This is a genomic window from Nocardioides halotolerans DSM 19273 (genome assembly GCF_000422805.1).
Lineage (GTDB): Bacteria > Actinomycetota > Actinomycetes > Propionibacteriales > Nocardioidaceae > Nocardioides > Nocardioides halotolerans.
This window is the reverse complement of sequence record NZ_AUGT01000029.1, coordinates 50,835-63,318: the sequence shown is the minus strand read 5'-3', so window position 1 is coordinate 63,318 and position 12,484 is coordinate 50,835. Positions and strand designations below refer to the sequence as shown.

Genomic DNA, 12,484 nt, shown 5'->3' with positions numbered 1-12,484 from the left:
GGCCTAGACGGTATGAGTGATCTCGTCGTCTGACGGGGTTGCGGGCCGGGGCCTCACTCACAAATGGTCGTGGGTTACCGAGTAGGGGCTGCCTGCTCGGCCTATCCAACAGTTGTGGGAGGCCCCGGTGTTCACCGAGCGTACGAGCGTGGGGCTCGACGTGCACGCACGATCTGTCGCGGCTGCGGCGATCGATGGCGTCACGGGCGAGCTGTTCAAGGCGAAGCTGACCCCGTCACACGAGCACATCAGGTCCTGGCTTGGTGACCTGCCGGGTCCGGTGGCGGTGGCTTATGAGGCGGGCCCGACGGGGTTCGGGTTGTCGCGGGCGTTGAACGCGGCCGGGATCCGGTGCGAGGTGGTGGCGCCGTCGAAGCTGCAGCGACCCAGTGGTGATCGGGTCAAGACCGACGCCAAGGACGCGGTGCATCTGGCTCGGTTGCTGCGGCTGGATGAGATCACTCCGGTCGCGGTCCCCAGTGTCGAGCAGGAAGCGGCCCGGGACCTGGTCCGCGCCCGTGAGGATGCCCGCGGTGACCTGATGCGAGCCCGGCACCGGCTGTCGAAGCTGCTGCTGCGCCAAGGGCACGTGTACTGCGGCGGGCAGGCGTGGACGGGTGCCCACGATGTGTGGCTGCGACAGACCGGCGCCCAGCTCGCAGCGGTGGCGACCCGGGCGACGTTCGGGTCCGACTACGAGGCCGTGCTGGCGGTGAAGGCCCGCCGGGACCGGCTCGACGCCGCGATCGCGGCGATGGCCGCGGACTGCGAGTTCACCCCGCTCGTCACTCGGCTGGGGTGCCTGCGTGGGATCGGCACCCTGACCGGGTTCGCGTTGGCGGTCGAGGTCGGCGACTGGGACCGGTTCACAGGTAAGACCATCGGCTCCTTCGTCGGCCTGGTGCCCAGCGAGTACTCCTCGGGCCAGTCGAGGGTTCAGGGCTCGATCACCAAGACCGGGAACACCCACCTACGCAGACTGCTGGTCGAAGCGGCCTGGCACCACCGACCCGCCTACCGGGTCGGCAAGACGATGCGTGAGCGGTGGGAGCTGGCCGGCCCCGCCGCCCGAGCCCGCGGTGACGAGGGCAACCGACGGCTGCACCATCGCTGGAACACCATGCGCGCCCGACACAAGCGTCACGTCGTGGCCAACATCGCCGTCGCCCGCGAGCTGGCCGGCTGGTGCTGGTCCCTGGCCGTGCTCGAGGAGTAACCCACCCCGGACTGCTTCGTCGGAGGAGGACGGTGGCAGCAGCGCGAGGAGCGACCCGCGAAACAGCTATGAGCAACGCCGAGTGATCGGCGCGACGCTCGACCCTAGACACGCGACCCGCTCCAGCCGAACAGCCCGTCCTGCGGTAACCAACCCGCGCATATCAGCCTGACCGCGCGTCGAAAGACACGCCCAGCCACCACCACAGACGACGAAGCAGAGGCGCCCGCCCCGAGCAATCGGGACGGGCGCCTCACCCTGCCTATTGACAGGAACGACCTACATATCAGCTGTCACGGTGTTCGCAAGCGGTCGTCAAGACCAGCGCATCGGTTGCGACAGCAGCTTCCCGACGACAGCGGGAACGTGATCCTCGGGCGCGGGTCGCGGCACTGCCGCGTGGCGAGCGCGCCACTAGTTGCGTGACACCCGACGTACAAAGTCAATAGCGAGCCCCGCCCGCTTGAGCTGATGCTCGAGGCGTACAGCCGTTGAATCCGCTTGACGTGGAATGGTCGACGTTCGCCCGGGCGGGCAGATTCGGATGACCTCACACGCGGTAGGACGCGGCAGATCCGGGTGAGTCGACACGACGGCCCTCTGCTCTCACTCAGCGGCCTCGGGTGCCCGTTTGCGGCATGCACGAACCTGCTTGTCTGTGCCTTCATGACATTGCGGTGCGAGCGGGAGCCCGCAGATCGAGGAGTCGCAGGGGAGTCCTGACATAGCCTGCGAACGTGGCCACTGTCGTGATCTGTCTCGTCCTCGTCGTCGCGGGCACCCTGGGCCTTCTCCGCGTGGTTCGAGGTAAGTCGTCCCACATGCCGCCATCCGCGTCACATCGGCCAGATGTGCCCAACAGCAGGGTGGCCTCGCCGTCGACGAGGCCCCCTAGCCCATCAAGTGCAGGTGGCTCGTCGTCGTGGCCGAGTCAGTCCAATGTCCCGGCACCTGTCCGCCACCGCATCCCATTCGCCGAGGCCGGCATGCACGGCGTCCTGTTCACCTACGGCGGCGATCGTGCCAGTCACGGCCCACACCAGTTCAGCGGTCCGTACGCGGTGATCGACTTCCAGACAACCGGTTTGGCTCCCCGTGGGGCTGACCGAGTGATCGAAGTGGCGCTGGTCCGCGTCGAGGCCGACGGCACGGTTGGAGAGGCTTGGTCGACGCTCGTCAACCCGGGCCGCAACACCGGCGTTCCGTTCATTCACAAGATCAACGACGCGGATGTTTCAGAGGCCCCTACGTTCGCCCAGATCGCTCCATACCTGCTGTCGCAGCTCGACGGCGCAGTAGTCGTGGCACACAACGCGCCGTTCGACGAGGAGTTCTTGGCCGCAGAACTCCGCCGGGCGGGCTACGCCGACCTGCGAATGCCAGGCCTGTGCACGCTTTGGCTGACCGAGCGGACCATGGGCGATCTCCCAAATCGGAAGCTTCCCACGCTGGCTCGCGAGCTCAACATCCCGTTGACCACCTATGTGTCCCGCGACCACGTCATCGCGACCGCCGTCGTTCTCAACCACGCCCTAGCCATCTATGGGAAGCCGTTGCTCTATGGGAGCGATGTGTTCCATTGGAACGGGGGCCCCGTCCTCCCGCCAAGGGTGGTGAACAAAGTCCGAGGGCTTCGCAAGGGCTCCGGCTGGATGTCCTCACTGTTGACCAAACTGCCCGTGATCGCGGGGGACGTGCCCGACGCGGCCAGCGAGGCCTACTACGAGTTGCTGTGTGCTGCCATGGAAGACGGCCAGATCACCCGCGATGAGGCTCAGGCCCTCGGGTCGCTGGCCGGCGAAGGGGGGATGAGCCGACGCGACGTGGAGGGCCTCAACAAGCGCTTCCTGGAGACGATGCGCGAAGCAGCATTCACCGACGACGAGCTGACCGCCGCTGAGCTGAGAGAGCTCACACGAGCCGCGAAGGCACTCGGTGTTCCCGACTACTTCGACGACCTCACGCCTACGGATAAAATGACGTCGTCCCCACCGAGCCCGGTTGAAGCCTCGGCCGGATCCGGTGCCGAGGCGTCGACACGAGCGGCCACCGCTGACGCGTCCCCTGTCGCCCGCCGGTGCGGCAATTGCGGCGAGGCGGGACACTACCGTCCCACCTGTCCGAGCCTCACCGCTGTCGACGATCGCAGCGGCGGCTAGGACGGCACCTGCGCCAAACCTCCATTCGGTGAACTCAGAGGTGTGGACGCCCTCGCGACCGGCAGTTGCAGCACTCATCGCGGCTAGATCCGGATGGCTCATCCATCGGCACCTGCGTCCGCGGATCTGTTCCATGCAAGGATCGCCGAGTGGCGGTGAGCAGCGAACTCGTCATTGGTGCGTGCCCTATTTTTCACCGGTTGCAGCAGATCCTGGCGAACAAGTCTCTGACACCAGGAACGAGGCCTGTCCTCTGCGTGACGCTCGCGAAACGAGAAACGCAGCGGTCAGAGTGCCGCGACTAATCCTTCGGTAGCCACTCGGCGGTCTCCGTTCCCCCCGGCCGCCAGACCACCGAAACGATCTTGGTGCCCTTCGGAGCCTGGAGTGATATCCAGCCCTTGTAGCAGCGCCCGGGATTCAGAGTGACGGACTCCGGGAACTTGGGCGCCGGCCAGTCGCTCCAACTCGAGCCATCGCCGCCGTACTCGAAACCTTGCGGGTCCAACACCACCCAGTCGCCGTTGTACGTCGTCGTGTCCGGGTACTCCGGATCTACCTCTGCGTCCTCGTCGAAACACTGCTCCAATTCGAGGCCCACGAAGTCGTTCCCGGCGTCGGGCTCGCGAGCGTAGTCCGGCGGGTAGGGATACTTCACGCTCTTCAGCGTGGTCCGGATGGCCTGACCCACGCGGGTATCGCCGATCTTCAGCGCCCGATCGCCAATGTTCGGGGCGTACGGGTCGTCGTCCTCGCTGGGCGTGGGCTCTGGCTCCGGTTCGATAGCCGGGGCGGTCTCTGTGACCGTGACGGTCGCCGTCGGCGTCGCGTCCGGATCCCCTGAGTCGTCCGCGCACCCGCTGAGTAGCACAATCGCCGCACCTGCGTAGACCAGTCCCCGTCGCATGGCCGCAGCGTAGGCACGCTGCGGCGGCCTTGTCAGTGATTGCTCGTGTCTCATCGTCGCGTCGGTTCCTAGCGAGATCTGCATCCGCTCCAGGCCCAGTTCTCAAATCATCAGTCGGGCGTCGTCAGCAGCGCGCAACCCGCGGCCCAGCGATGTGCCCCGCTTGACCCGTCGAGTCGTTCTTGACGCAGAGCGGGCTCCGGCGTCCTACTCTGCAAGCCGCGGCGAGTGTTATGGAGGCCATGATCGTGACCGAAGAGACTTGGCATGAGGCTCGGTTGATCCCTACGTCCGGGATCTCGGGTGCTGCGGAGCAGGAACGCAGAGCGACCTCCGCCCTGCTTGCCGTGATGGGGATCGTCAAGGAGTTCAGCAAGGCGGTCCTCGGGCCACTCAACGCGCCGGCCGGGAGCCTCGAAACCTACATCGAGGTGCCCTTCACGTTGGGCGAGAAGCGGTGCTACCCGGACGGTCTCATCCGAGTCAGCCGCGGCGCCCGGATTTGGACGGCGCTGGTCGAGGTCAAGACGGGCAAGAGTGAGCTGGAGGCACAACAGCTCGAGAACTATCTGGACATCGCCCACGAGCAGGGTTTCGACGCCCTCATCACGATCAGCAACGAGATCCCACCCATCGCCGGTCAGCACCCGACCAAGGTCGACAAACGCAAGCTGCGCAAAGTCGACCTCCATCACTGGTCCTGGACTTACCTGCTCTCCACAGCCGTGATGCAGAAGGAGCACCGCGGTGTCTCCGACCCCGAGCAGGCGTGGATCCTCGGTGAGCTCATCCGCTACCTCGAGCATCCTCGCTCCGGAGCCATGGAGCTGGAAGACATGGGCCAGCACTGGGTCTCGATCCGCGAGGCCGTGACCGCGGGGACCCTGCGGGCATCGGACAGGGCCGCCCCCGAGGTAGTCAGCCGGTTTGACGCGCTGCTCCGCTACGCCAGCCTCCGCCTCGGCCGCCAGCTCGGCACGGAGGTCCTGCCCGTGCTAAGTCGCAAGGAGCAGGCTGAGCCGGGTGTCCGTGCACAGTCCCTGCTACAGGGAATGGTCGGGCAGGGCCTGCTGAGCGGCGCCATCCGAATCCCCTACGCCGTGGCACCCATCCATGTCACCGCCGACCTGCGAGCAGGACGCATCACCGCATCGGTCGACATCGACGCACCTCGCGAAGGCAGGGCCCAGACCCGGGTCAACTGGCTTGTGCGTCAGCTCAAGGGCGCGCCGGACTCTGTGCGACTCGAAGCGTTTGTTGCGAATGCCCGAGGCGCCGGTGCAACAGAGCTACTCGGCAAGGTTCGCAAGGATCCGACCCTCCTCATTGCCGACCCCAAGCGAGACCTTCGCGGGTTCCAGGTGGCGATGTCGGCGCCGATGGGGGTCAAACGTGGCCGAGGGCGAGGTGGGTTCATCGACTCCGTCCTCGATCTCGTGGACGCGTTCTACGCCGAGGTGGTCCAAGACCTCAAGGCTTGGTCGGCCGCGCCACCCCGCATGCGCGAGCCCGTGTTGGTACAGGAAACCCCTGCCGCGCTCGTGTCCACTTCCCTGTCCTCTCAAGATGGCCCGGAGGAGTATGCCGCCGGGTGCGAGGAGCCATCCGCTAGCGATGGGCAACAGATCGGCACTACCCACTCGAACTTCGGATCGGCGCGCCCCAGCAAACAGCCATGACGCATCGCTCCGCTCGCTCGAATTGTCGGTGGACGGCCATACCGTCATGGGCGTGTACCCACCGCCCCTCGGGCCAGTTCTGACCTCAGAACAGGCGCGCCAGCTCGACGACACCTTCCTAGCTTCAGACCCCTTCGAGTACTTCCGGTCCCGGATCGGCTCTTTGCTGGCCTGGCATGAGCGCGCAGTGGCTCCGGACAATGAGCCGCCGGGCGAGGGGACCATCCGCGCCGAGTTCAACGCCTACCTTCAGCGCGACGCGGCCAAGGGTCCCTTCAAGGATCTCGATGTGTATGCCCAAGTCGCGACGGACGCTCTCTCCGTTCGGCACCATGCCGCCGAGTCGCTGCTCCGCCTTGCTTGCGCCCGCCTAGTCCCCAGCGAGGCTGCGTCTGTGGGCTGCTTGTGGGGAGAGATCGCCGGGGGGCCGCAACAGATCGTCGATGTGATCGGGCGGCTGCGCGAAGGCGCTGCGAGCCCGGATGCCGGAGAGCGGCTCTTCCACTCGGTTGTGCCGCCAGAGTTCCGCGAGGAAGCGCGCAGCAATGCCGACGTGGTCGACGCGGCGAACGTCTACGGCGAGTGGCTCGCTTACGCAGGAAGACTATTGAGCCCGGCAGAGATCGACTTCCAGGCGGCTCACAACAAGGTCAAGCACGGACTCGCCGTCCGAGCCCGCGCTGACCTGAAGATCACCTTCACGACCACTCCGCCGAACGAGGACGGCTCGGTGCCACTCAGTGCCCTGACCGGTGCTGGCGCGATCGACATCTTCGATCAGCCCGTGGTCGAGCTCCTGGCCAGTCCGAAGGTCGACGGACACGGACAAGGACTCGAGCTGACACAGCTTCGCCTCAATCCGGCCGCACTCCTGGCGGAGGCCTACATGCTGGCGACGGCACATGGAGCGATGTTCCACGTCGCGGCGATCGAACACTTCGCAGATCGGGCGGACCTGCCGGACCACTTGGCGCCACCGACCTGTCCCGATCTCCCCGTCGGCGGCCCCAGGCCGGCTGACATCGACTCGGCCTCACCACTTGGGATGCGTTTCCCACTCACCACTCCACCCGCTGGCGGCCCCGGGAAACGGCTGGCTGGCATCGGCTTCCGCGAGTACTTCCAGATCATTCACATGAGCTACGCGGAGCGAACAAGTAGACAGGTCGTCGACGGCTGATCGAGAGATCTCATGGTCGACTGTCCCCGGAACCGGTTGGCGGCACGGCCGACTTAGCCGGGGTGATCGCCAGCGACGCGGTACACCCGTTCGGGCCGAGTCGGCGGCGGCCCGGTTAGCGGCCAGATCCGCGCGCCGACGCGCGCCATGCGGCAGATCCGTGCATAGCCACGGGAACCTCTGTCGCAGCGGCGTCGGCCACGCGATGCATGACGATAGAGACGGCGACCTCGGCAGCGTCACGGGCGATGCCCTCCGCGTGCCCGGCGCAACAGGTAGGCCAAGACGAGCAATGGCACGGCTAAGAGCCAAACTCCGGTCCGGCGCGCTTCGGGATCCCGAAGAGGTTCGTCGAGGGGCCCAAGTGTCGCGGCTTCACGAGCTTCTGGTCGATGACCACTCGTTCGCGTCCACTCGAGGAGCATGGACGCGACGATTGAACCAAAAACGCCGAGACCTACTGCGAACAGCGCCGACCATCGCTGGAGCGAGCTCAACTTCGCCGGCTCACGCACCTTCGTGGTCGCCTGAATGGGCGCATTCTCGAACCAGGATGCAACGTCGGAGTCGAGCGGAGCTGGGCGCGGTTGATCGAGTTCCATCCCGGACGAGAGGGTTCCAGCGTCCACGTCGACAGCCAACAATCGAGGTCGTACATAGGAGCCGTCGAGGGCACCCGCGACTCGGAATTCGCCGAGTCTGTTTCCCGTGCCCGGCAAACTGCCTACGTACGGCATCGACCACCGCTGTACGGCGCTGTCGAAGACGCCCGTTGACGGACTCGTAACTACAGGCTCCGAGGCAATCCCCTCGACCCGAAAGCCGGTTCCGACGAAAGTCTGTTCGCTGACGGCACCGACGCAAGGTGGGAGCGAGCCTATTTCCACTTCAAGGACCTGCACGTCCTTGAACTTCAGTCGCTGCCCGGTGCCGACATCGTCGACCTCAATGTCGCCAGGGACCAGGCTTCGCACCGTGTTAGGACTCGCCTCGATGTCTTGAGTCAAAAGGCGTGCGCCGCCGCCGATCAGGAAGTAGCCCGAGAACGAATCGGCTCCGCAAAGCGAGAGCCCGTACGCCATTCTCGGGTCGGTGCGGTGGTCCAGCGCAAACGCGTTGACCCGCACTTGAACGTCCGACTCGAGCGTGGAAATGGGTGTGAGGACGGCGATCCAGCCCGTTGATGCTGGATCAGGCGGCTCCGCATTCAGCGCAACGGATGCGCCGTAGTAGCCCAAGGCACTGCCGAGACCGGCCGCGATAAAGGCAACCCGCATCAAGAGCGGCCATCGTCGAATCCTCACGCGACGAGCATCGCGCACGCTCTATGCGCGCGGACGCGAAGTGCCGGAGGGTCGTCGTCAGAGGCTCAAGAACATGCTGGATTCAGGTAGGCCGCTAGGCGCGGCAGATCCGCATGTTGGTGCGAGTTGGTCGCGCCGAGACACGGCCTTGGGTCAGAGCGGGGCTTACCAGGCGGAAAGGTGCTCGGTTACAGAGGGGGCGCCCTTCACCAAGGTGGTTCGCCAAGGGAGCCTTCCAGCGTTCTGCAGTTGACCGATGAGGACGATGGGATGGACGCCGATCTCGTTAGCTTCGGCAGTGATCCAGGGAGCCGTCACCCGATCTGGCACCTGAGGAAGTGGCGTTGGCAGAACCCACGCCGCGGCAACTCGATCGGCTTCGTCTTCGAGCCCCAAAGTTGGACGTCGCTCTTGGTCATCGACGATGTAGGGCTCCTTCTCGAGGTGTCCGCAATGGATGTGAGCGGCTTCATGCAGGATCGTGTATAGGACCTTGTCCAGGCGCTTGCCACGGCCCGAAATGCAGATGACTGGTCCGCCGTCGTCGTGACTCAGCGAGCATCCATCGATCTTGCTCGCCGGGAAGGCCTCGAGGTAGACGAGGCGTACGCCAACGTCGGCGAACGCCGAAGGAAGGCGTCGTACTCCCGCGGGCGCTTTGGCCATAGACGTAACTTGCGCTGCCACGGCCTCGAGCCCTTGGGCGTCGTACGGCGCGACCTTGAGCTTGTCGGCGATCCGGCGCGCGCAGGCCGCCCAGGCCAACTGCGTGTTGACCACGGGCTCGGTCGGATTCGCTCGCCGTGCCGCGATCAGCAGTGCTGGCTCCTCAAAGATGTCATCGACATTGAACAGCTTTTCGAGCGCCTTACGTTGAGCGGACAACGTCCCGCCGTTGATGAGCCCGCGCTTCTCGAGCAAGGACATTGGAGCGAGTTCTTGGAGGCGGGCGCGCAGGCGCACCGCGTCGAGCTGAGCTTGGACGTTGGTGTCGTTTCGCTGATTCCAAAGCAGGTACGCGTTCTGCAGGTTGAGCCAGTATTCAGGCGACGTCCCAAGCGCTGCTGCGATCTGCACTGCAGACTCGCGAGTTATCTCCTTCTTTCCGGAGACGATTTCGGAAACGAACTGAGCGGGCCGATCGAGGATCTCGGCGAACTCGGCCTGAGTCCAGCCCCGAGCGTCGAGCTCGTCGGCGAGGAACTCTCCTGCGGGGAAGGCCTCAGCAAGGCTGTTTGTCATCAGGGCCTCCTTTCAGTGGTAGTCAACAAGCTCGACAACGGTGACCATCCGACCCGAAGGTTCGGTCCGGAACCTCAGAATTAGGCGGTACTGGTCATTGAGGCGGATGGAGTAGCTGCCTCGACGCGGCCCCTTCAGTTTCTCGAAGCGAAGCCCACGCAGAGCGGAAAGGTCGCGTTCGTCCGTCGCGGCCGTGAGGATCTGGATCTTCTTGCGGAACGACCGAGTCACCTCCGCGCTCCAATCGGGAGCGCGAAAGGTCACGTCCTCCGCCAGGCGACGCAGCGAGTCGTCGTCATATTCGATCTGCACGTGGTTCCTGATTCATCACCTGAAGGCTGATCCGGTGATGCAGACCGTACATCTCGTTGTGACCAGCGTAGCGCAGCGACACAAGAAGTCAACATAGGGGCATCACCCTTGGGGTGATGCGCATGATGCGATGGAGCAAGCAAGCCAGTGGACCCTCCGCCGGCCCAAGCAGAAGGGAGTGCGTCATGACTGACGCCATCCGAGAAACCCGCAAGAAGATCACCATCACGATCGACGGCCAGTCCTTCGTGACCCGTGACGACGACCAGGAGGCGGCCTCACTGCTGCGCCTGGCCGGTGTCGACCCGGCGCAGTACGACCTCGCCAAGATCAAGCACAATGGCGAGCCCAAGGTCTACCGCGACGAGAAGGTCATCGACCTGAAGGACGGCGACGCCTTCGTCACCGTGCGTCAGAGCGCCCAGGTCGCCTGATGACCGCCGGGCCTTCCCCCGCCGACGGGGTCTCACGGTTCATTGCCGACCTCGAGGAGGAAGGCCTCCAGCCGACCCGCTGGGGGGAGGCCGTGCGCTACATGGTCGTTCCCGCGGCGGGCCGGTACGCCGGCCAGCAGGTGGAGACCGGCGTCAGCGCCGGCGAGCTGCAGGGGTGGCCCGTTGTCCCGCCGCACTGGATCCACCTCCGCGACGAGGTCAACTTCACCCACACCAACACCGACGCCACCGACTGCGAGCCTGGCTGGCGCCGGCACTCGCGCGACGCCGGGCCGTGGAACATGGACCGCGAGCCGATCCTGATCTGGATCTCGCACGTGCGCGGGATGCTCGGTCTGGCGGCCTGAGATGCCCCGACACTCGGTGGCGATGACCGCGGCCCACCACCACGACCTCCGTCAGCACCTTTTCCGCGACGACGGCCAGGAGGACATCTGCCTCGCCACCTACACCGTCTCCACCGGGTCGTACCGCACCACCAGGCTCATCACCGGCATCGAACTGCCGCGCGACGGCGAGCGTGAGGTACACGGCAACGCCACCATCACCGGCTCCTACGTACTCCGCGTCGCCGCTCAGGCCGCCCGCGAGCAACGCGGCGTCGTCATCATGCACAGCCATCCCCGAGGTCACCGCTGGCAGCAGATGAGCGCGCCTGATGCAGACGCCGAATCCTCCTTCGCCGGACTTGTGGAACAACTCACCGGTTTGCCACTGGTCGGGATGACCTTGGCCGGCGACGGGGCATGGTCCGCGCGCGTCTGGGTCGACAGCAAGCCCGAGTCGGCAACCTCGGTCCGCCGAGTCGGGGCGACGCTTCACACGTCCTGGAACGACGGCTTGGTCCCGTCGCCCGCCGACGTCGCGACCCAGGCCCGGACCATCTCCGCATGGGGCGAGAACCTGCATCGCGACATCACACGGCTGCGGATCCTCGTCGTCGGCGTGGGCAGCGTCGGCCTCGACATCGTCCAGCGCCTCGCCGCCACGGGCGTCCTAGCGGTCGGCGTCATGGACTTCGACCGCATCGAGCCCCTCAACCGCGACCGCATGATCGGCGCCACGCGCCGGGACGCGCGACTTCGACGCCGAAAGGTCGACATCGCCGCCCGTCTCGCCCGACAGGCAGCCACGGCCGAAACGTTCACCGTCGTGCGCCACCACGACAGCGTCTGCTCGCCGACTGGTCTCGCCGACGCCCTCGACTACGACGTCATCTTCAGCTGCGTCGATCGTCCCTGGCCCAGGGCCGTCCTCAACACGCTCGCCTACGCCGACCTGATCCCCGTCATCGACGGTGGCATCGCCATCGACACCTTCGAGACCGGCGGCATGCGCGGCGCCACCAGACGGTCCCAGACGACCACCCCAGGCGTCCCCTGTCTCGCCTGCACCGGCCAGATCGACATGAGCGAGGTCGCCCTGGAGATGAGCGGAGACCTCGACGACCCCGAGTACATCCGCCGGGCAGGACGAACCTCGGTGTCAGGCCGCCCCAACGTGGCGGCCCTGTGCGCGGGCGTCAGCAGCGCCCAGCTCGACCAGTTCGTCAGCCTGATTGCTCATCCCGCGGGGCTCGGTGTGCCCGGTGCCCTGCGGTTCAACCTCGCCGTTCACCACCTCGAGCACCTTCCTCACCTGACGCAGCGCTATTGCGCGACCGAGGGACAGACGAACTTCGGAGACGGTCGAATCGATCTCACCCGAAGCTCGGGACCGTGGTCTGCGCCGAACCGACCCCGGATGCGGTGGCGTGGGTGGATCAATCTCATTGATCGCATCCTGGAGTCCGTTGCCAATCGCGGACCGTGACCAATCCCTTCTGACCTCACCGATGAGGGGGTGGGGCGTGCCAGCCTGGCAATCGGATCTCGGCTGATCCGGGGTGCATCCGACTGCAGCCTAACTGTCATAAGTACACAACTAGTCACGCCCTGCCTCCTCTCGCGGAGAGGAGGTGCCGCAAGAACGCCTCTGTGGCCACTCGATGCCTAGCCGCTTGGAGAAGGCAGCCGCGTCGTGCTTGCGTG

The 12,484-nt window shown here is 65.8% G+C and carries 11 protein-coding genes; 7 read left to right on the top strand and 4 right to left on the bottom strand.

The window, feature by feature from the left end:
* Positions 1 to 127 precede the first annotated feature (127 nt).
* Positions 128 to 1,216: an IS110 family RNA-guided transposase gene (locus tag G514_RS0109835; RefSeq protein WP_028651606.1), complete on the top strand. Its 1,089-nt coding sequence runs from the start codon at positions 128 to 130 to the stop codon at positions 1,214 to 1,216.
* Between the two features lie 986 nt (positions 1,217 to 2,202).
* Positions 2,203 to 3,375, top strand: a complete 1,173-nt coding sequence (locus G514_RS25980; RefSeq protein ID WP_051247249.1) for a 3'-5' exonuclease — start codon at positions 2,203 to 2,205, stop codon at positions 3,373 to 3,375.
* Positions 3,376 to 3,676: 301 nt separating this feature from the next.
* Here G514_RS25980 and G514_RS0109825 read toward each other — a convergent pair whose 3' ends face one another.
* Positions 3,677 to 4,282 (bottom strand): hypothetical protein, encoded by a 606-nt coding sequence (locus tag G514_RS0109825; RefSeq protein WP_157544702.1) that lies wholly within the window; start codon positions 4,280 to 4,282, stop codon positions 3,677 to 3,679.
* 242 nt (positions 4,283 to 4,524) lie between these two features.
* Between G514_RS0109825 and G514_RS25975 the strand changes: the two genes are divergently transcribed.
* Positions 4,525 to 5,961 carry a hypothetical protein gene (locus G514_RS25975; protein ID WP_211222103.1) on the top strand — a complete coding sequence of 479 codons (1,437 nt, stop codon included), beginning with the start codon at positions 4,525 to 4,527 and terminating at the stop codon, positions 5,959 to 5,961.
* A gap of 52 nt (positions 5,962 to 6,013) precedes the next feature.
* Positions 6,014 to 7,141: a hypothetical protein gene (locus G514_RS25970; RefSeq protein WP_157544701.1), complete on the top strand. Its 1,128-nt coding sequence runs from the start codon at positions 6,014 to 6,016 to the stop codon at positions 7,139 to 7,141.
* Between the two features lie 239 nt (positions 7,142 to 7,380).
* Here G514_RS25970 and G514_RS30240 read toward each other — a convergent pair whose 3' ends face one another.
* From G514_RS30240 to G514_RS0109805, 3 genes are all read right to left on the bottom strand, one after another.
* Entirely contained in the window at positions 7,381 to 8,445 is a 1,065-nt protein-coding gene (locus G514_RS30240) for a hypothetical protein (RefSeq protein WP_157544700.1), read from the bottom strand.
* Positions 8,446 to 8,610: 165 nt separating this feature from the next.
* Entirely contained in the window at positions 8,611 to 9,687 is a 1,077-nt protein-coding gene (locus G514_RS0109810) for a HigA family addiction module antitoxin (RefSeq protein WP_028651604.1), read from the bottom strand.
* 12 nt (positions 9,688 to 9,699) lie between these two features.
* Positions 9,700 to 9,999, bottom strand: coding sequence for a type II toxin-antitoxin system RelE/ParE family toxin (locus G514_RS0109805; protein ID WP_028651603.1), 300 nt, complete (start codon positions 9,997 to 9,999; stop codon positions 9,700 to 9,702).
* A gap of 185 nt (positions 10,000 to 10,184) precedes the next feature.
* Between G514_RS0109805 and G514_RS0109800 the strand changes: the two genes are divergently transcribed.
* The 3 genes from G514_RS0109800 to G514_RS0109790 are packed head-to-tail and all read left to right on the top strand — an operon-like array spanning position 10,185 to position 12,266.
* Entirely contained in the window at positions 10,185 to 10,433 is a 249-nt protein-coding gene (locus G514_RS0109800; RefSeq protein WP_028651602.1) for a multiubiquitin domain-containing protein, read from the top strand.
* Complete coding sequence (locus tag G514_RS0109795; RefSeq protein ID WP_028651601.1) at positions 10,433 to 10,801, top strand: hypothetical protein; 369 nt, start codon at positions 10,433 to 10,435, stop codon at positions 10,799 to 10,801. The genes G514_RS0109800 and G514_RS0109795 overlap by 1 nt, the downstream gene beginning before the upstream one ends.
* 22 nt (positions 10,802 to 10,823) lie before the next feature.
* Entirely contained in the window at positions 10,824 to 12,266 is a 1,443-nt protein-coding gene (locus tag G514_RS0109790; RefSeq protein ID WP_169576382.1) for a ThiF family adenylyltransferase, read from the top strand.
* The last annotated feature ends 218 nt before the right edge of the window (positions 12,267 to 12,484 follow it).